The 17,866-nt window shown below is 72.3% G+C and carries 25 protein-coding genes; 19 read left to right on the top strand and 6 right to left on the bottom strand.

The features are described 5' to 3' along the window. The first annotated feature begins 8 nt into the window (after positions 1–8). From hemB to FHX81_RS23515, 12 genes are all read left to right on the top strand, one after another. On the top strand, positions 9–986 hold the full coding sequence (hemB, locus tag FHX81_RS23460) for a porphobilinogen synthase (protein WP_141980190.1): 978 nt from the start codon (positions 9–11) through the stop codon (positions 984–986). Further along, on the top strand, positions 983–1,540 hold the full coding sequence (locus FHX81_RS23465; RefSeq protein WP_141980191.1) for a hypothetical protein: 558 nt from the start codon (positions 983–985) through the stop codon (positions 1,538–1,540). The genes hemB and FHX81_RS23465 overlap by 4 nt, the downstream gene beginning before the upstream one ends. A 43-nt stretch (positions 1,541–1,583) precedes the next feature. Continuing rightward, the gene (locus tag FHX81_RS23470) at positions 1,584–2,120 is read left to right on the top strand and encodes a hypothetical protein (protein WP_141980192.1); all 537 of its coding nucleotides are present in this window, start codon (positions 1,584–1,586) and stop codon (positions 2,118–2,120) included. Between the two features lie 76 nt (positions 2,121–2,196). Beyond that, positions 2,197–2,739: a tripartite tricarboxylate transporter TctB family protein gene (locus FHX81_RS23475; protein ID WP_141980193.1), complete on the top strand. Its 543-nt coding sequence runs from the start codon at positions 2,197–2,199 to the stop codon at positions 2,737–2,739. Further along, positions 2,736–3,164, top strand: a complete 429-nt coding sequence (locus FHX81_RS23480) for a hypothetical protein (RefSeq protein WP_141980194.1) — start codon at positions 2,736–2,738, stop codon at positions 3,162–3,164. Before FHX81_RS23475 ends, FHX81_RS23480 begins: the two co-directional genes overlap by 4 nt. A 35-nt stretch (positions 3,165–3,199) precedes the next feature. Beyond that, positions 3,200–3,814: a hypothetical protein gene (locus FHX81_RS23485; RefSeq protein ID WP_141980195.1), complete on the top strand. Its 615-nt coding sequence runs from the start codon at positions 3,200–3,202 to the stop codon at positions 3,812–3,814. Then, on the top strand, positions 3,811–4,338 hold the full coding sequence (locus FHX81_RS23490; RefSeq protein ID WP_141980196.1) for a hypothetical protein: 528 nt from the start codon (positions 3,811–3,813) through the stop codon (positions 4,336–4,338). Before FHX81_RS23485 ends, FHX81_RS23490 begins: the two co-directional genes overlap by 4 nt. Before the next feature lie 3 nt (positions 4,339–4,341). Continuing rightward, positions 4,342–4,779, top strand: a complete 438-nt coding sequence (locus tag FHX81_RS23495; RefSeq protein ID WP_141980197.1) for a hypothetical protein — start codon at positions 4,342–4,344, stop codon at positions 4,777–4,779. Continuing rightward, positions 4,772–5,158 carry a hypothetical protein gene (locus tag FHX81_RS23500; RefSeq protein ID WP_141980198.1) on the top strand — a complete coding sequence of 129 codons (387 nt, stop codon included), beginning with the start codon at positions 4,772–4,774 and terminating at the stop codon, positions 5,156–5,158. Before FHX81_RS23495 ends, FHX81_RS23500 begins: the two co-directional genes overlap by 8 nt. Before the next feature lie 11 nt (positions 5,159–5,169). After that, positions 5,170–6,459, top strand: a complete 1,290-nt coding sequence (gene hemL, locus FHX81_RS23505) for a glutamate-1-semialdehyde 2,1-aminomutase (protein WP_141980199.1) — start codon at positions 5,170–5,172, stop codon at positions 6,457–6,459. Between the two features lie 17 nt (positions 6,460–6,476). Continuing rightward, entirely contained in the window at positions 6,477–7,085 is a 609-nt protein-coding gene (locus FHX81_RS23510) for a histidine phosphatase family protein (protein WP_141984096.1), read from the top strand. Further along, on the top strand, positions 7,082–7,663 hold the full coding sequence (locus FHX81_RS23515) for a TlpA disulfide reductase family protein (protein WP_141980200.1): 582 nt from the start codon (positions 7,082–7,084) through the stop codon (positions 7,661–7,663). Before FHX81_RS23510 ends, FHX81_RS23515 begins: the two co-directional genes overlap by 4 nt. 3 nt (positions 7,664–7,666) lie before the next feature. On the opposite strand, the gene FHX81_RS23520 is transcribed toward FHX81_RS23515, so the two are convergent. Next, a complete protein-coding gene (locus FHX81_RS23520; RefSeq protein WP_141980201.1) occupies positions 7,667–8,632 on the bottom strand; it encodes a M64 family metallopeptidase in 966 nt (321 codons plus the stop codon). Between the two features lie 191 nt (positions 8,633–8,823). On the opposite strand from FHX81_RS23520, the gene FHX81_RS23525 reads away from it, so the two are divergent. From FHX81_RS23525 to FHX81_RS23540, 4 genes are all read left to right on the top strand, one after another. After that, complete coding sequence (locus FHX81_RS23525; protein ID WP_141980202.1) at positions 8,824–9,600, top strand: cytochrome c biogenesis CcdA family protein; 777 nt, start codon at positions 8,824–8,826, stop codon at positions 9,598–9,600. A gap of 50 nt (positions 9,601–9,650) precedes the next feature. Next, on the top strand, positions 9,651–11,162 hold the full coding sequence (resB, locus tag FHX81_RS23530) for a cytochrome c biogenesis protein ResB (RefSeq protein WP_141984097.1): 1,512 nt from the start codon (positions 9,651–9,653) through the stop codon (positions 11,160–11,162). Beyond that, the gene (gene ccsB, locus FHX81_RS23535) at positions 11,162–12,103 is read left to right on the top strand and encodes a c-type cytochrome biogenesis protein CcsB (RefSeq protein ID WP_141980203.1); all 942 of its coding nucleotides are present in this window, start codon (positions 11,162–11,164) and stop codon (positions 12,101–12,103) included. The genes resB and ccsB overlap by 1 nt, the downstream gene beginning before the upstream one ends. Before the next feature lie 156 nt (positions 12,104–12,259). Further along, positions 12,260–13,678, top strand: coding sequence for an AAA family ATPase (locus FHX81_RS23540; RefSeq protein WP_141980204.1), 1,419 nt, complete (start codon positions 12,260–12,262; stop codon positions 13,676–13,678). A gap of 64 nt (positions 13,679–13,742) precedes the next feature. Here the strand turns inward: FHX81_RS23540 and FHX81_RS23545 are convergent, their stop codons facing one another. Both FHX81_RS23545 and FHX81_RS23550 read right to left on the bottom strand, forming a co-directional pair. Beyond that, positions 13,743–13,922, bottom strand: coding sequence for a hypothetical protein (locus tag FHX81_RS23545; protein ID WP_141984098.1), 180 nt, complete (start codon positions 13,920–13,922; stop codon positions 13,743–13,745). 52 nt (positions 13,923–13,974) lie between these two features. Continuing rightward, positions 13,975–14,232 carry a BldC family transcriptional regulator gene (locus FHX81_RS23550; RefSeq protein ID WP_245950114.1) on the bottom strand — a complete coding sequence of 86 codons (258 nt, stop codon included), beginning with the start codon at positions 14,230–14,232 and terminating at the stop codon, positions 13,975–13,977. Between the two features lie 129 nt (positions 14,233–14,361). Here FHX81_RS23550 and FHX81_RS23555 point away from each other — a divergent pair, with 129 nt between their 5' ends. Together FHX81_RS23555 and FHX81_RS23560 are read left to right on the top strand one after the other, a co-directional pair. Further along, complete coding sequence (locus tag FHX81_RS23555; protein ID WP_141980205.1) at positions 14,362–14,829, top strand: Lrp/AsnC family transcriptional regulator; 468 nt, start codon at positions 14,362–14,364, stop codon at positions 14,827–14,829. Positions 14,830–14,840: 11 nt separating this feature from the next. Further along, positions 14,841–15,098 carry a DUF4229 domain-containing protein gene (locus FHX81_RS23560; protein ID WP_281291746.1) on the top strand — a complete coding sequence of 86 codons (258 nt, stop codon included), beginning with the start codon at positions 14,841–14,843 and terminating at the stop codon, positions 15,096–15,098. On the opposite strand, the gene FHX81_RS23565 is transcribed toward FHX81_RS23560, so the two are convergent. Continuing rightward, a complete protein-coding gene (locus FHX81_RS23565) occupies positions 15,095–15,406 on the bottom strand; it encodes a hypothetical protein (RefSeq protein ID WP_141980206.1) in 312 nt (103 codons plus the stop codon). The two genes, FHX81_RS23560 and FHX81_RS23565, sit on opposite strands and share 4 nt — an antisense overlap. Further along, positions 15,403–15,732 (bottom strand): PadR family transcriptional regulator, encoded by a 330-nt coding sequence (locus tag FHX81_RS23570; RefSeq protein ID WP_141980207.1) that lies wholly within the window; start codon positions 15,730–15,732, stop codon positions 15,403–15,405. The genes FHX81_RS23565 and FHX81_RS23570 overlap by 4 nt, the downstream gene beginning before the upstream one ends. A 119-nt stretch (positions 15,733–15,851) precedes the next feature. Between FHX81_RS23570 and FHX81_RS23575 the strand changes: the two genes are divergently transcribed. Further along, on the top strand, positions 15,852–16,853 hold the full coding sequence (locus FHX81_RS23575; RefSeq protein ID WP_141980208.1) for an aldo/keto reductase: 1,002 nt from the start codon (positions 15,852–15,854) through the stop codon (positions 16,851–16,853). Between the two features lie 13 nt (positions 16,854–16,866). On the opposite strand, the gene FHX81_RS23580 is transcribed toward FHX81_RS23575, so the two are convergent. Beyond that, entirely contained in the window at positions 16,867–17,859 is a 993-nt protein-coding gene (locus FHX81_RS23580) for an ADP-ribosylglycohydrolase family protein (RefSeq protein WP_141980209.1), read from the bottom strand. Between the last annotated feature and the right edge of the window lie 7 nt (positions 17,860–17,866).

The raw sequence follows: 17,866 nt of genomic DNA on the forward strand, positions 1-17,866 counted from the left end.
TACCCGCAGTGTTCCCAGCCCACCGCCCCCGCCGCCTGCGCACCACGCCGGCCATGCGCCGCCTGGTCAGCGAAACCACCGTGCGCCCGCGCCAGCTGATCCTGCCCATGTTCGTCAAGGAGGGCGCCCCGGCACCCGCCGAGATCCAGAGCATGCCGGGGGTCTTCCAGCACACCCGCGAGTCGCTGCGCAAAGCCGCCGTCGAAGCGGTCCAGGCGGGGGTCGGCGGGATCATGCTGTTCGGCGTGCCCGCCGAGCGGGACGCGGTCGGCTCCGGCGCGACCGACCCGGACGGCATCCTCAACGCGGCCCTGCGCGACCTGCGCCAGGAGCTCGGCGACGCGACCGTCCTGATGTCCGACTGCTGCCTGGACGAGTTCACCGACCACGGCCACTGCGGCGTGCTCACCCCGGACGGTGCCGTCGACAACGACGCCACCCTCGAGGTCTACGGCGAGATGGCCGTCGCCCAGGCCGAGGCCGGGGCCCACGTGGTCGGGCCCAGCGGCATGATGGACGGCCAGATCGGGTTCATCCGCAACGCCCTGGACGAGGCGGGCCACACCGACACCGCCGTCCTCGCCTACAGCGCCAAGTACGCGTCCGCCCTCTACGGCCCGTTCCGCGACGCCGTCGAGTCCCAGCTCCAGGGCGACCGCAAGACCTACCAGCAGGACCCGGCCAACGCCCGCGAAGCGGTCCGCGAGGTCGCGCTCGACCTCGCCGAGGGCGCCGACATGGTCATGGTCAAGCCCGCACTGCCCTACCTCGACGTGGTCAAGGCCGTCGCCGAGGTCTCCGACGTGCCGGTGGCCGCGTACCAGATCTCCGGCGAGTACGCGATGGTCGAGGCCGCCGCCCGCAACGGCTGGATCGACCGCGAGCGGACCGTGCTGGAGATGCTCACGTCGATCCGCCGGGCCGGCGCGGACATGGTGCTGACCTACTGGGCCGTCGAGGCCGCCGGGTGGCTGGACCGCTCATGACCTCGCCGAACCCCGACCGGTCGACCCGCGGCAAGCCGCCGAGACCCACCCCGCCCAAGCTGCTCGACATCGCCCGGTGGTTGTTCATCCTCAGCGCGGCCGTGGGCCTGGTCCGGTTCGTGGTGCAGCTGGCCGACCGGGAGATGCTGATCCGCGAGCTGCGCTCGCAGCAGCCGAACCTGAGCCAGGACGAGCTGGACGCCGCCGCGACCGGCGGGATCGTGTTCGGCCTGCTGATCGGCGTCGGCATGGTCCTGGTCTACACGCTGCTCGCGAACCGGATGGCCGGCGGGCGCAACTGGGCCCGCGTCGTGCTCACGATCATCGCGACCGCCGGGATCTTCCTGGGCGTGCTGCGCCTGGTCGCCGCCGTCTCCGGCGTCACGGCCGCGTTCGGCCTGGCCGTCAGCCCCGTCGACCTGGCGTTCGGCGTGGTCACGATGCTGATCGACGCGACCGCCGTGGCGCTGATGTACCAGGCATCAGTTTCCGGACACTTCCGATCAGTGCGATCGGTCAGTCGCCGGCCACCACCCGTAGCTAACGGGTTGTGATTACCGGTCGACGGATCGCTCCGGCACTCCTACGGTCCGTCGCATGACCAATCCCCATGACCCGCGCAACCAGGGACAGCCGCAGCAGCCCGGCTACCCGCCGCCCGCCCCGCCCCTGAACGAGAGCGAGCTGCGGCAGCCCGCCCGTCCGAAGTCCGTCGACACCGCCTACTTGTTGTGGCTGGTCGCGGCTGGTATCAGCATCCTCAGCAACCTGATCGGCCTGGTCATCGCCGGTGACCTGGCCCGGGAGACCGCGGCGGCGCTCGGGGTGTCCGGCGCGGCGGCCGAGCCGAGCTACGGCTCCACGATCTTCAGCCTCGTCCTCGTGGTGGTGTGGATCGTGGTCGTGATGCAGATGCGCAAGGGCGCCAACTGGGCCCGCATCCTGCTGACCGTCCTCGGCGGCCTGGCCGTCATCGGCAACCTGCTCAGCCTGCTCGCCTTCGGGATCCTGTTCTCGCTCGGCTTCCTGGGCGTGCTCTCGGCCCTGCTGGTGCTGGCGTCCCTGGTCGCGATCGTCGGCGCGATCGTGTTCATGTTCAAGTCCGACTCGAACCACTACTTCAAGGTCAGCTGACCACGAGGTAACAGATGTGCTGTCCGCCGCTCGTCGCGGTGGACAGCACACCTCGGCCGCCCTAGCGTTCTGAACCGTGACGACCCCACAGGACCCTGATCACCGGCCTCCGCAGCAGCCCTACACGCCCGCACCGCCGCCGCTGAGCGAGTCGGAGCTGGCCGGGCACGGCGGCCACGGGCAGCCCGCCGGGCCGGAGCCGAAGGAAGTCCGCCTGTCGTTCTTCCTCTGGCTGGCCGGCGCGATCCTGCTCGTCGTGTCGTCCGTGCTGGTGCTGACCCAGCGCGACCTGGCGCTCGAAGAGGCGCGCAAGGCGCCCCCGACGCCGGGCGTCACGGCCGAGCAGCTGGAGTCGGCCGTCACCGCCGTGCTGATGTTCCTCGTGATCATCGGTGTCGTGCTGGCGGCGCTGATGGCGTTCTTCGCGTTCAAGCTGCGCGCGGGCCGCAACTGGGCCCGGGTCACGCTGACCGTGATCGGCGTGGCCGTGCTCCTCTACCACCTGTTCGGGTTCTCGCTGGTCGGCCTGGTCATCGTGCTGGTCGTGGCCGCCGCCGTGGTGACGATGTACCTGCCCGCGTCGAAGGCCTACTTCGACTCGGCCAAACGGGTCGGATGACCGAGCAGCCGCACGCCGCGCCCGCGCCACCCGCTCCGCCCCCGGTGGTGCGCGGCGCGGTCGCCGTGTGGTTCGCCCTCGGCGCGTTCCTGTTGCTGGAGAACCTCGTGCTGTGGCTGCGCCGCGCGGAGCTCGAGCAGGCGGCCGTGCGCGCCGGCGACGACCCGGCCGCGGTAACCGGGTTGCTCGGTCAGCTCACCGTCGTCGCGGTGGCCTTCGCGATCGGCTACGGCCTGTTCGGGTGGCTGCTGCGGCGCGGCAGGCGGTGGGCGCGCGGCGTGCTCACGGGGGTGGCCGTGCTGCACGTGCTGTGGATCGTGCTGCCGGGCGCGAGCGCCGCGAACCTGGTCACGCTCCTGCTGATCGCCGTCGGTTCGGCGTTCACCTGGCTCCCCGGTACGGCACAGTGGGTGAAGCAGCACTGAAGGGCGGACCAGCCCTGAACCCCGCGGAGAACCCCATGCCCGAACCGGACCCGTTCGCCTCGCCCTTCCACCGGGTGGACCTGCCGGGGCAGGGGCACGCGCACGCGCCCCTGCCACCCGGCTTCCAGCTGCCGGCCCCGATGCCGCCGGTGCACCCGGCCGACCTCGGCCCACGCCGCCCGGTCACGACCACCGTCGCGTCCTGGAGCTGGATCGCGGGCGCGGTGCTCGCGGTGATCGCCCTGCCCGCGCTGTTCTACACCGGCGTCGACCTGCTGACCGACGACCTCGTGCGCGACTCCGCGGCCGACGTCGACCCGATGACCAGGGGCGAGGCGGAGCTGAGCGCGCGGTTCACGCCGGTCCTGCTCATGCTGTCGCTCGCGGTGCTGTCCGTGCCGTTCGTCATCGCCGCCGCCAAGCTCCGCTCGGGCCGCAACTGGGCCCGCGTCACGCTCACCGCGCTCGGACTGCCCGCCGGGGCGTTCGGGTTCGTCTGGATGCTGGTGTTCGCCGCCGGTGGCGTGCCCTACGTGCACTGGCTGTGGGGCGTGGCGTGGTCGTGGGCGTTCCTGGGCGCCTGCGCGCTCGGCTTCGCGACGATGTACCTGCCCGCCTCGAACGCCTACACGAGAGCGGTGACGAGATGACCCAGCCGCCGTTCGACCCGTACGGGCAGCCGATGCACCCCGTCGAGTACCCGCGGGCCGGTCCCCAACCCCACTACCAGTCCCCGTACCCCGGGCAGATGCGCGCCGTCGACCAGCACACCAGCGCGCGCGTCCGGCCCGCCGCCGTCACCGCCTCCTTCGTGCTCTGGGTCCTCACCGCCCTGTCCTGGCCGGTCGGCTCGCTCGTGCGCAGCCTCGCCGAGGACGGTGCGCTCGCCGGCTTCGGCCCGATCATGGCCCTGTTCACCAGCACCTGCCTGGCCATCGCGTGCGTCTGGGGCGCGGTCCTGCTGCTCAACGGCAACTACCACGCCCGGTTGGGGTTGTGCGGCGGCTCGCTGGTCATCGGCGTGCTCGTCCTCGCCGCCGCGATCATCGCCGCCCGGGACGCCGACACCGAGCCCGTCGGCTGGGTGGTGATCGTGCTGCGGCTGGTGCTGCCCGTCGCCGCCTCGGTGGCCGCCTTCCTGCCCGGCACCCGGTCCTACTTCTCGGGGACCTGACCGGTGGACCAGCCGACCCTCTACGCCGAACCCGGCACGTCCTGGTGGCCCCTGCTGTGGGGCCCGGTGTTCGCCGCGCTCGGGTGCGGCGTGGAGGCGCTGACCGGCCCGACCCGCCCGCTGCTGTGGCTCCTCGTCGGTGTGGTGCTGCTCCTGCCCACCGCGCTCTGGGTGCAGGCCCGCCGCCGCCTCTACCGGGTCCGACTCACCCCCGCCGCCCTGCACCAGGGCCGCGAGGAGCTGCGGCTGCGCGACGTCGAGGCCGTCGAAGGCGTCGAGCCGCGAGCCGGCGCGAAGGTGCTCGGCGGCGGCTGGACCCTGCCCCGCGGCACGGGAGCGGTGCCGCTGCGGCTCACCGACGGCACGGTGGTGACGGGCTGGGCGCGCGACGCCGACGCGCTGCGCGCCGAGATCGGGAAGCTGTTGAGCACGCGTGCGTGACGAGCGGCCCGGGCGTGAGAAGCTGACCGGCGTGACTGCGGCCACCGTCGAGACCGAGACCGTGCCGGAACCCGAGCCCGGACCGGGCGCGCCGACGCTGCACCAGCCGGGACGCGCGCTCGTCGCGATCGGCGAGGTGGTGCTCGTCGCGCTGCTCGTGCCGCTGGCCGTGTGGTGCTGGAACCGGGGTGTCCTGCACTACAGCTTCCCCGTGCCCGACCGCCCGCCGCTCGAGTCCACCCGGTTCAGGGGCAACTGGATCGGCGCGTCCGTGGCCGTGGTCACCGTCGCGGGCGTGCTGCTGCTCGACGCGGTGCGCCAGACCGTGCTCGCCGTGCGCACCCGTGGTCGGAAGCAGGTCGAAGAACCCGGCGTGTGAGACTGGACGGCGTGACAGCGACGCGATCCCAGGCACTGTTCGAGCGCGCGGCGGCGGTGATCCCCGGTGGCGTGAACTCACCGGTGCGGGCTTTCCACTCGGTCGGCGGCACGCCCCGGTTCATGGTGCGCGGCGAGGGCCCGCACCTGTGGGACGCCGACGGCAACCGGTACGTCGACCTGGTGTCGTCGTGGGGCCCGATGATCCTCGGGCACGCCCACCCGGACGTGGTCCGCGCCGTCCGCGAGGCGGCCGTGCACGGCCTGTCGTTCGGCACGCCCACCGAGGGCGAGATCGAGCTGGCCGAACAGATCATCGACCGGGTCGCCCCGGTGCACCAGGTCCGCCTGGTCAACTCGGGCACCGAGGCCACCATGAGCGCGATCCGGCTGGCCCGCGGCTTCACCGGCCGCCGCAAGGTCGTCAAGTTCGCCGGCTGCTACCACGGTCACGTCGACGCGCTGCTCGCCCAGGCGGGCTCCGGGGTCGCCACCCTCGGCCTGCCCACCTCGCCCGGTGTCACGGGCGCGCAGGCCGCCGACACCCTCGTGCTGCCCTACAACGACGTCGAGGCCGTCGAACGGGCGTTCGCCGAGAACCCCGACGAGATCGCCTGCGTGATCACCGAGGCCGCGGCGGGCAACATGGGCGCGATCGCGCCGCGGCACAACGCCGAGCTCAAGCGGCTCTGCCGGGACAACGGCGCGCTGCTGATCATGGACGAGGTGATGACCGGCTTCCGCGTCTCGCGCGCCGGCTGGTACGGCCTGGAGAACGTCGAGGGCGACCTCTACACGTTCGGCAAGGTCATGTCCGGCGGCCTGCCCGCGGCGGCGTTCGGCGGCCGGACGGACGTGATGTCGAAGCTCGCCCCGGCCGGCCCGGTCTACCAGGCGGGCACGCTGTCCGGCAACCCGGTCGCCGTCGCCGCCGGCCTGGCCACGCTGCGCGCCGCCACCGACGACGTCTACCGCACCCTGGACGCCAACGCCACGCGCCTGGGCGCGCTGTTCACCGCCGCCCTGACCGAGGCCGGTGTCGCGCACCGCGTGCAGTTCGCCGGCAACCTGGTCAGCGTGTTCTTCACCGACGCCGAGGTCACCGACTACGCGGGCGCGCAGGCCGCCGAGACGTGGCGCTTCCCGCCGTTCTTCCACGCCCTGCTCGACCGGGGCGTGTACGCGCCGCCGAGCGCGTTCGAGGCGTGGTTCGTCAACGCCGCCATGACCGACGACGACTTCCAGGTCATCGCCGACGCCCTGCCGCACGCCGCCCGTGCCGCCGCGGAGGCGACCCAGTGAGCCGCACGGTCGTCCACATGCTGCGGCACGGCGAGGTGCACAACCCGACCGGCATCCTCTACGGCCGCCTGCCCGGCTTCACGCTGTCCGAACGCGGCCAGAAGCAGGCGCTGACCGTGGCCGAGCACCTCGCCGACCACGACATCGCGCACGTCGTCGCGTCACCGCTGGACCGCGCGCAGCAGACCGCGTCGCCGATCGCCGACTCGCACCGCCTGGAACTGGCCACCGACGCGCGGCTGATCGAGGCGGACAACTTGTTCGAGGGCCTGAAGGTGGCCGTCGGCGACGGCGCGCTGCGCTCGCCCCGGCACTGGCCCAAGCTGGTCAACCCGTTCCGGCCGTCGTGGGGCGAGCCGTACCTGGAGATCGCGCACCGCATGCTCGGCGCGGTGCAGCGGGCCCGGTCGGCCGCCGAGGGCCACGAGGCGGTGTGCGTGTCGCACCAGCTGCCGATCTGGACGCTGCGGCGGTTCCTGGAGGGCAAGCGGATGTGGCACGACCCGCGCCGCCGCGAGTGCTCGCTGGCGTCGTTGACGAGCCTGGTGTTCGAGGGGGAGCAGCTCGTGCGGGTGGTCTACACCGAGCCGGTCGGCGCGACGAACCCGAGGGTGACCGGGGCATGAGGGCGCGACCGGCACTGGCGGCCCTCACCGCGGCGCTGCTGCTCGTCACCGGCTGCACCACCGGCGACGACGCGGTGGTGGCCGGCTCGGAGTTCCAGCTCGTCGCGCCCAACGGCGAGACGAAGCTGCGCTACGAGGGCGACGAGCGCAAGGGCATCAAGGGCCTGACCGGCCCGAGCCTGATGGAGGACGGCAAGACGATCTCGCTGGAGGACTACGCGGGCAAGGTCGTCGTGGTCAACATCTGGGGCGCGTGGTGCCCGCCGTGCCGCACCGAGGCGCCCGAGCTGCAGAAGGTGCAGGACGAGACCGGGCCGCTGGGCGTGCAGGTGCTGGGCGTCGACGTCAAGGAGAACTCGACCGAGTCGCCGCGCGACTTCATGACCAACCGGCAGTTGAGCTACCCGTCGATCTACGACGAGTCCGGTCGGGCGATGCTGTCGTTCCGCGGGCTGCCGCCCAACACGGTGCCGTCCACGTTCGTGCTGGACAAGCAGCACCGGGTGGCGGCGGCGTTCCTCGGTGGCGTGATCGCGTCCGACCTGGTCCCGCTGGTGGAGGACCTCGCCGCGGAGTAGCCGTCAGCGCAGCTCGGGCACCCTGGCCTCGAACGCCTCGACCATCGCGTCCCGGCCGACCAGGTTGAACTCGCGGCCGAGCGTGCGCATGATCGAGTTGTCGGTGGGCCGGTACAGGCCGAACCGGTAGTACCGCGCGCCCTCGAACGCGCCGACCACGCCGCCGTCCGGCGACGCCTGGCCCAGGTGGGCCGCCCACTTCGCGCCGGTCGGGTCCGCGGTCACGTTGACCTCGGTCGGCTCGGTGCCGCCGAACCGGTCGTACGGGTAGTCGTACTCGTCGGCGAGCCCGCCGATCGAGTGGCCCAACTCGTGCACGGCGATCTGCCCGGCCTGGTCGTTGGCCCCCGCGGCGGTCGCCACGCCACCGCCCGCGCCCCCGTACTTGGCCGTGTTGCCGAGCGCGACGACCTGGTCCGCCTCCGGCGCGAGGGCGCCGAACTGGACGGCCTTGGTCTGGTTCACGCACAGCAGGCGCTCGGTCTGGGTGTCCCGACCCTGGCACCAGAAGCCCATGTCGAGAGCGGTGTCGCGGTCCGTGCCCAGGGTCGGGTCGTGGTCCACACCGGACTCGGCCGACACGACGTCGACCTGCCAGACGTTGAAGTACTGGCGGTAGGACTTGAACGGCTCCACGGCGGACAGCTCGGTCCACTTGCTCACCACGTGCTCGTGGTAGGCGCCCAGCTCGGCGGAGGTGTAGCCGTCGCCGACGAACACCAGGTCGAACCGCTGGTCGGACGGGCCGGTCTCCTGGACGGCCACCACGTCGGCGGCCACCGCCTCCGGTGCGGCCGCGGCCTCGACGGCGATCGGCACGGGCGTCCGCGAGATCGTGCCGTCCGGGGAGAAGACCTCCACCCACTCCACGCCGGGGGCGTCGGACTCCGCGGCGCCACCGGGCAGGGGCGCGGCGACGACGGCGAAGGCGACGGCCAGCACGGGCAGGGTGAGCCGGTGTGCACGCATGCGGTCACGCTATGAAGTTGCCCGCTCACCCACAAGGGTTGATGGTCGCGTTTAGTCCTTCGCTGAGACGGGTAACGCGGAGCTGCTAAGACGCCCGCGCCGCCGAAGCGGCGCGATCGAACACTGTGACGCAAGTCGCCCATAAGGGATGCCGGTGCACGGCGTCAAGACCGCCTACCTACGCTGAACCCGTGAACCCGACCGATCTGGCCACCTCCGGCCCGATCCTGCTCGCGACCGGGGTGGCGGTGCTGGCCGGGGCGATCTCGTTCGCTTCGCCGTGCGTGGTCCCCCTCGTGCCCGGCTACCTCGCGTACCTCGCGGGCCTGGTGGGCGCGGACGCGCCGGCCGTCAGCGAGGGCGAGGCCGCGAAGTCCGGTCGCTGGCGGGTCGCCGGCGCCGCCCTGCTGTTCGTGCTCGGCTTCACCGTCGTGTTCGCCCTGACCTCGTTCGTGGTGCTCGGCCTGACCGACCTGTTCTGGTTCCAGGGCGAGCTGCTCCAGCGCATCGGCGGCGTCATCACCATCGCCATGGGCCTGGTGTTCATCGGGCTGGTCCCCGCCCTCCAGCGCGACGTCCGCCTGCACCGCACGCCCCGGGCCGGCCTGTTCGGCGCACCGCTGCTGGGCGGCGTCTTCGCGCTCGGCTGGACGCCGTGCGTCGGCCCGACCCTCATGGGCGTGCTGGCGCTGACCCGCAGCACGGAGGTCGGCTCGATCACCCTGCGCGGCGGCGTGCTGGTGCTCGCCTACTGCCTCGGCCTCGGCCTGCCGTTCATCCTCATCGCGCTCGGCGCGCGCTGGGCGGTCCGCACGACCGGCTGGCTGCGCTCGCACGTCCGCCAGGTCCAGGTCTTCGGCGGTGTGCTGCTGATGGCCGTCGGCGTGGCGCTGGTCACCGGCCTGTGGGGCGACTTCGTCGGCTGGCTGCGCGACGCCGTGATCAACGACCTGAAACTGCCGTTGTAGTGGCCGCCTTCCTCGCCTTCCTGCGCAACACGTGGCGCGGCCTCACGGCCATGCGCACCGCGTTGACCCTGTTGTTCCTGCTCGCCCTCGGCGCGATGCCGGGCGCGCTGCTGCCGCAGCGCTCGCTCAACGCCGTCAAGGTCGACGAGTACATCGCCGACAAGGGCTGGTGGGGCCGGTTCCTCGACGAGCTCCAGTTCTTCGACGTCTACGCCAGCGTCTGGTTCTCCGCGATCTACGTGCTGCTGTTCGTGTCCCTGGTGGGCTGCCTGCTGCCGCGCACCTGGGAGTACTCCAAGCAGATGCGGGCCAAGCCGGTGCTCACGCCGCGCAACCTGGCCCGGATGCCGCACCACGCGTCCGGGGACACCTCCGCGACGCCGCGGGCCGTGATCGAGCACGCCGAACGCACGCTCAAGGGCTGGCGCACGGTCACCCGCGACGAGCCGGGCGGCGGCCGCACGATCAGCGCCGAACGCGGGTTCCTGCGCGAGACCGGCAACCTGGTGTTCCACTTCTCCCTGCTGGGCCTGCTGGTCGCGTTCGCGCTGGGCAAGATGTTCGGCTACGAGGGCCAGGTCATCGTGCAGGCCGACGGCGGCCAGTTCTGCAACTCGGGCGTCTACAACTACGACACGTTCCGCCCCGGCCTGCGCGTCGACGGCACGCAGCTCAACCAGTTCTGCGTCCGGGTCGACGACTTCGACGCCACGTTCCTGCACAACGGCCAGGCCGAGAGCTTCCGCGCGGCCATCCAGTACCAGTCCGGCGCGGACCTGGAGACCGGCACCTGGCGGCCGTACCCGCTGGAGGTCAACAGCCCGCTGCGCACCGCGGGCGACCGGCTCTACCTCCTCGGCCACGGCTACACGCCGGTGTTCACGGTCACCTTCCCCAACGGCGAGACCCGCACCGGCGCGACCCAGTGGCGGCCGGTCGACCTGGTCACGCTGGCCTCGGAGGGCGCGACCAAGTTCGACCCGCCGAACGTGCCGGACGCCGAGCAGCGCCGCAAGAGCCAGCTCGCGATCACCGGCCTGCTCGCGCCGACCGCCGCCTTCCGTGGCGAGCTGCTGGACTCCGCGTTCCCCGCCGCGAACGACCCGGCGGTGGCGGTCGACGTCTACCGCGGCGACCTCGGCACCGACTCCGGGCGCGGCCAGTCCATCTTCTCCATCGACCAGAAGATGGTGCAGGACGGCAAGCTGACCAAGGTCGCCCGGCAGAACCTGAAGCAGGGTGAGCAGCTGACCCTGGACGACGGCACCGTGATCCGCTTCGACGGCGTCCGCGACTGGGTGTCGCTGCAGGTCTCGCACGACCCGACGCAGGTGTGGGTGCTGGTGTTCTCGGTGCTGGTCATCCTGGGTCTGGGCGTCTCGCTCAGCATCAAGCGCCGCCGCGTGTGGGTGCGGGCGACCCCCGGTGACGACGGGCGTACCGTGGTCGAGGTCGGCGGCCTCGCGCGCACTGATCAGGCGGGGTACGGCGAGGAGTTCACGGTGCTGGCCCGCGAGCTGGTCCCCTCCCGCGACCCGCTCGCTCACAAGGAGGAGGGCTGATGCCGGTCAACACGACGCTGGCGACCTACAGCGACTGGACCTACGGCGCGGCCGTGGCGATCTACTTCTTCGCCGCCGTGCTGTACCTGTGCGAGGCCGCGTTCGCCCGGCCCGCGAAGTCCCGGGAACTCGCCGGGGCCGTCGCGGCGGGTGGCACGCAGGCCGACGGCACGTGGGCACCGGGCCTGGTCGCCAAGGTGGAGCGGTCCCGCGCCGAACGCCTGGGCCGCATGGGCGTGGCGCTCACCGTCCTCGGCGCGCTGCTCCAGGCCGCTTCGCTGGTGCTGCGCGGTTTCGCGGCCGAACGCGCGCCGTGGGGCAACATGTACGAGTACGGCTCGCTGCTCACGCTGGCCGCGGTCGTGACGTGGCTGGTGCTCTCGCGCACGTTCGACGTCCGCAAGCTCGGCGGCTTCGTGCTCGTGCCGATCGTGGTCCTGATGTTCCTCGGCGGCACGGTGCTCTACGCCGACGCCGCGCCCGTGCAGCCCGCGTTGCAGTCGTACTGGCTCGTGGTGCACGTCTCGGTCATCTCGGTGTCCAGCGGCGTGCTGCTCGTGCCCGGCGTGGCCAGCGTGCTGTACCTGCTCAAGACGTCGGGCCGCGCGCGGTTCACCCGGCTGCCCGACGCCGACCTGCTGGACCGGCTCGCCTACCGCAGCACGGTGTTCGCGTTCCCGCTGTTCACCATCGGCATCATCTGCGGCGCGATCTGGGCCGAGGCGGCGTGGGGCCGGTTCTGGGGCTGGGACCCCAAGGAGACGGTGGCGTTCGTCTCGTGGGTCGTGTTCGCCGCGTACCTGCACGCGCGGGCGACGGCGGGCTGGCGCGGCCGTCCCGCCGCGTGGATCAACTCGCTCGGCTTCGCGCTGACCGTGTTCAACCTGTTCTTCATCAACCTCGTAACGACTGGGTTGCACTCGTACGCGGGCGTCGGCTGATCGGCGCGGACCCGGTGCCGGGCGGTGTTCGCGACCTGTTCGGATGCCTGGTGGGGAGCGCGCACCCAGTGTCGTGGAACCACTCGTCGCCGACTACCGTCGGACGCGTGGGGTCGGGGAGGTCTCGATCCGCTTCGCTCAGGGAGGACCCCAGCGGTGACCGGTCGCTACGAGAATCCTGAGCCGTCGTGGCAGCAGCCGACCGGAGCGGAGGGGCAGCAGCAGCCCAACCCGAACCAGTCGGGCGGCTACCAGGTCGAGCCGGGATCGGGAGCCCACTACGTCGACCCCCAGACCGTGTACCTGGACCCGGCGCAGTCCGGCCCGGTGACCGGCCCGCCGTCGGGCGGTTTCCCGGCGCAGTCGGGGCCGTACCAGGTCCCCGGTCAGCAGTCGGGTCCGTACCCCGTGGCCGGTCAGCAGTCCGGGCCCCACCAGGTCCCCGGTGGCCAGTCCGGCGCGTACCAGGTGTCGGGCGGGCAGTCCGGCGCGTACCAGGTGTCGGGCAACCAGTCCGGTGCGTACCAGGTCTCGGGTGGCCAGTCCGGTCCGTACCCCGGTCCGGGGCAGTCGGGGCCGCACCAGTACCAGGGCGGGTTCCCCAACAACTTCCCGCAGAGCGTGCAGCCCCAGCAGCCGCCGCACCCGCAGCGGGCCAACGCGGGCGACGTCACCTCGCAGCAGCTGATCAAGCGCGCGAAGCGCCCGCCCCAGTCCGGCTGGCGCAAGACGCTGCACTCGGTCACCGGTGGCCTGGTCAACCTCGGCGAGAGCCCGGCGGACGTCCGGCGCCGCGAGCTGATCGCCCGGATCAACCAGCCGCTGCGCGGGTGCTACAAGATCGCGATGCTGAGCCTGAAGGGCGGCGTCGGCAAGACCACGACGACGACCACGCTCGGCTCGACGTTCTCCTCGCTGCGCGGCGACCGGGTCATCGCGGTGGACGCCAACCCCGACCGCGGCACGCTGGCGCTGAAGGTGCCCCGGGAGACCACGGCGACCGTGCGGCACCTGCTCCGCGACGCCTCGAAGATCACCCGGTACAGCGACGTGCGCGCGTACACCTCGCAGTCGCCCAGCCGGTTGGAGGTGCTGGCGTCCGAGCAGGACCCGGCCGTGTCGGAGGCGTTCAGCGACCAGGACTACCTGCGCACGATCTCGCTGCTGGAGCTGTTCTACAACATCGTGCTCACCGACTGCGGCACCGGCCTGATGCACTCGGCCATGAAGGGCGTGCTCGACCAGGCCGACTCGCTGGTGCTCGTCTCGTCCGGCTCGGTGGACGGCGCGCAGACCTCGGCGGCGACGCTGGACTGGCTCGACGCCCACGGCTACCGCGACCTGGTCGCGAAGTCCGTCGCGGTGATCAACTCGGTGCGGCCGGGCTCGGGCAAGGTCGACCTGGACAAGCTGGCGGCGCACTTCGCCCAGCGCTGCCGCGCGGTGGTGCGGATCCCGTTCGACGCGCACCTGGAGGAGGGCGCGGAGATCGAGCTGGACAAGCTCGCCCCGGACACCCGGCTCGCCCTGCTGGAGCTGGCCGCGACCGTGGCCGACGACTTCCCGAACAACTAGGGCGGGCCGAACAGCCGGAGCGGCACAGGACGAGGGGCCTCGACGTGAGGCCCCTTCGTTCGGCTCACTCCTCGTCGTCCGCCTTCTTCTTGCGCTGCTCGCCGAGCTTGCGCAGGAAGTCGGGGTCGTCGTCCGGTGCCACGAAACGACGGCTGGGGGCGGTATCGACCCGGTCCGGTCCGAACGCACGCCACAGCAGCACGGCGATGGTGAGCGCACCGATCACCGCGAGCAGGTAGAGCATGGTCGCCACCTCCTTTGCCACGAGATTACCCGTGTCTTGGAGATGCGCGTCGTCAGTGCCGAACGGGTTCGGTGGCCTCCGTGGTCAACTGGGACAACAGCTGCTGGACCTCGGACTCGCGGAACCTCCGGTGGCCCCCGGGCGTGCGGATCGAGCCGATCCGGCCCGCGGTGGCCCAGCGGGTGACCGTCTTCGGGTCGACCCGGAACAGGTTCGCGACCTCACCCGGCGTCAGCAGGCGCTCCCCCTGGTGTCCCTGCGTCACGGTCACGGCATCCTCCCCGATGGTGAACAGACGTACCGGACGCATCGTGGCACCTCACCCATCGGGTACTCGAACGCTTGGGTGATGGTAAAGAGGTAGTAAGGGACGAAGGGTGCGGTTCGGACATCACCGCCGTGTCACCCCGGGCGGGCCGGTGGGCCTACCCTGTGCCCGGTGGACGCTCTTGATCGCCAGATCATCGCCGCCCTGCGGGAGAACGGTCGGGCCACCTACGCCGACCTGGGCCGCAAGGTGGGCCTGTCGGCCTCGGCCGTGCACGAGCGGGTCGGCAAGCTCGAAGCCACCGGGGTCATCGTCGGCTACCACGCGGTGGTGGACCCGAGCGCCGTCGGCCTGGGCGTGACCGCCCTGGTCAGCATCCACCCCACCGACACCGCGGACGACGACGAGCTGGCCGTCGCGCTGGCGGAGCTGGTCGAGGTGGAGTCGTGCTACCGGGTGGCGGGCGACGAGTCGTTCATCGTCAAGGTCCGGGTCGCCACGGTGGACGACCTGGAGCGCTCGCTGGGCAGGCTGCGGCGCATCCAGGGCGTCGCGCGCACGCGCACCACGGTCGTGCTGTCCACCCGGTTCGAGGGCCGTCCGAACACCGCGGCGGCCGGGCCGTCGGACGACGCGTAACCTGGGTAACCGTGCACCTGGGTCGTGATGTGACGCTCTACATCGGCGCGCGCCTGGGCATGGTCGCCGCGGTCACCGCGCTGCTCGTGCTCGTGAACGTGCCGCTGCTGGTCGCCCTCGCCGTGGGCGTGGTGGTGGCCCTGCCGCTGTCGTTGTTCGTGTTCCGCGGCCTGCGCACGCGGGTCGCGCAGGGCCTGGAGGAGAAGCAGGCCGTGCGCCGCGCCGAGCGCGAGAAGCTGCGCGCCCAGTTGCGCGGCGACGCCGCCTAGATCACCAGCAGGATCGCCCCGCCGAGGTTGGCCAGCACCATCACGGCCAGCACCGCGCCGAGGTTCGTGCTCTCGCGCAGCCGCAGGGCCAGCGCCAACGGGCCGATCGGCAGCAGCACCGGTCCGCGCTCCCGACCCGCGATGCGGGCCGCGCCGAGCGCCACGCCGAGCGGGCTGAGCCCCAGCTCCCGGGCGCCCCGGACATCGGCGCGCCACTGCTCCAGGTAGCGGTCCCGCTGCCCGCGCGGCAGCCGCAGCGCGGCCACCGCGACCACGGCCAGGGCGAGTCGGGTCGTGAATCCGGTCATCGGGCGACCTCCGGTCGGGTGGCGGGCGTGGATCTCGTCCGGCGGCCGGCTCGTCCGGCGGCCTTCGCGCACACCTTGACCGCCTCGCGGGCGCCGTCCGGCGTGAGCACGTACATCCGGCGGCGCGGGCCGCGGCGTTCGCTGTCGTCGTCCCACGACGAGGTGACCCACCCGGCCCGTTCCAGGCGGTCGAGCAGCGGGTAGACGCTGCCGGACGGGCGTCCGGTCAGCTTGATGATCTCCAGGCCCCAGCGCGGCTGGTCGCTGCCGAGCAGCACCTCCAGCACGTCGACCGTGGCCCCTCCGATGCGTCCGAGCGGTTCCACGAACCCAGTCTACCTATGTAGATTAAGGTCTGTCCACGGTTCGGCGGGCGAATCGGTCCGGGATCTCCGCGGCGGATTGGCCCGGTCCCCCGGCCGTGACCGCGCCTACCGTTCGGCCCGTGCGACGACGATTCCTCGGCAACACCGGCCTCGCGGTCAGCGAGATCGCGCTCGGCACCATGACCTTCGGCGACCAGACCGACGAGCCGACCGCCCACCGGATCCTCGACGAGTTCACCGCCGCCGGCGGCACCTTCGTCGACACCGCCGACACCTACCGGTTCGGCGGTTCGGAGCGGATCATCGGCCGGTGGCTGCGCTCGCACGACCGCGACGACCTGGTGATCGCGACCAAGGCGTACGGCGAGATGGCCGCCGGGGCGCCGGTGAACGGCGCCGGTCGCAAGCACCTGGTGCGGGCCGTCGAGGCGAGCCTGGAACGGCTCGGCACCGACTACATCGACCTCTACCAGATCCACGTCTTCGACGACGCCACGCCGATCGAGGAGACGCTGTCCACCCTCGACCGGCTGGTCGGCAGCGGCAAGGTGCGGTTCGTCGGTGCCTGCAACTACACCGGGTGGCAGTTGCAGAAGTCGGTCGACCTCGCCCGTCGGCACGGGTGGGAGCCGTTCGTCAGCCTGCAACCGCTCTACAACCTGCTCGAACGCGACGTGGAGCTCGAACTGCTGCCGATCTGCCGCAACGAGGGCCTCGGCCTGATCCCGTGGAGCCCGCTCGGCGGCGGCCTGCTGACCGGCAAGTACACCCGGGACATGGTCGAGGCCCCCGCCGGCACCAGGTTGGCCGACCGGGGGCAGCCGGTGCCCGACGGTGCGGCCGAGTCCACCTGGCGGGTCGTGGAGGCGGTCTCGGCCGTGGCCGCCGAGGTCGGGCGGACGCCGTCCCAGGTCGCCCTGCGCTGGCTGCTCCAGCAGCCCGGCGTGACCGCCCCGATCATCGGGGTCCGGACGCCGGAGCAGCTCCGGGACGACCTCGGCGCCACCGGCTGGTCGCTCGACGCCGACCGACTGGCGCGCCTGACCGAGGCCGGCGAGCGGGCGTTGCCCTACCCGTACGCCTTGCAGCGCCTGCCGCGGTTCGTGCGCCGGTCGTCCTGAGCGGGCCCGTCGCTCACCGCGCGAAGGTGGTCTCCGCGTCGTCGACCAGGCGTTCCACCACGTCCCGCAGCTCCAACGCCTCCAGCCAGTGCTCCGGGACGGCCTCCACGCCGTCCCGCGCGCCGAGCAGGTTCCCGCACAGCGCGCCGGTCGAGTCGCTGTCACCCGAGTGGTTGACCGCGAGCAGCAGCCCGTCGGCCATGTCGCGCGCGGCCAGCGCGGTCAGCACCGCGATGGCCAGCGCCTCCTCGCCGACCCACCCGCCGCCCAACGCCGTCTCGATCACCTCGGGCGTCGGCCGCACGCCGCCCACGCCCAGCTCCACGGCCAGGTCGAGCAGGGCGAGCTGCTCCTGGTGGCCGTCCCACCGGATCAGCTCGGCCCGGGCCACCTCGATCGCGGCCGGCAGCGTGACACCCGCCAGGAGCTGCCCGACCAGCACCGCCAGCACGCCCGCGGACAGGTAGCCGCTGGGGTGGCCGTGGGTCAGCGCGCCGGTCGCGGCGGCCAGCTCGAACACCTCCCGGACGTCGTCGGACCACAGCGCGACCGGCGCCGCGCGCATCACCGCGCCGCACCCCTTGGAGTCGTTGATCGGGGCGTCGACCGTGCCCAGCACGCCCGAGCGCAACGCCGTCAGGCACGTGTTGCCGGGCGCCCGTCGGTCGTGCAGCTCGGGCACGTCCAGCAGCCACCCGTCCGGTCTGACCTCCGGGCCGCCCTGCGTGCGCAGCCACCGCGCGTACGCCACGCGCACCTCGTGCACCGGGTCGCTGCCGCGCTTGCGGGCCAGCAGCAGGCCCTCCAGCGTGAACAGCGTCATCTGGGTGTCGTCGGTGATCGCCCCGAGCCGGCCGTAGGCGGGCGCGTAGTCGGTGAGGCCCGCGGGCCCGAACCGGCCCCGGATGCGGTCGATCCGGTCGAACTCGATCGCACCGCCGAGCGCGTCGCCGACCGCGCCGGCCAGCAGACTGCCTCGCGGGGAGCCGATCCGAAGTGGGTTCACGTCGCAG

The sequence above is a fragment of the Saccharothrix saharensis genome, assembly GCF_006716745.1.
Taxonomy (GTDB): Bacteria; Actinomycetota; Actinomycetes; order Mycobacteriales; family Pseudonocardiaceae; genus Actinosynnema; species Actinosynnema saharense.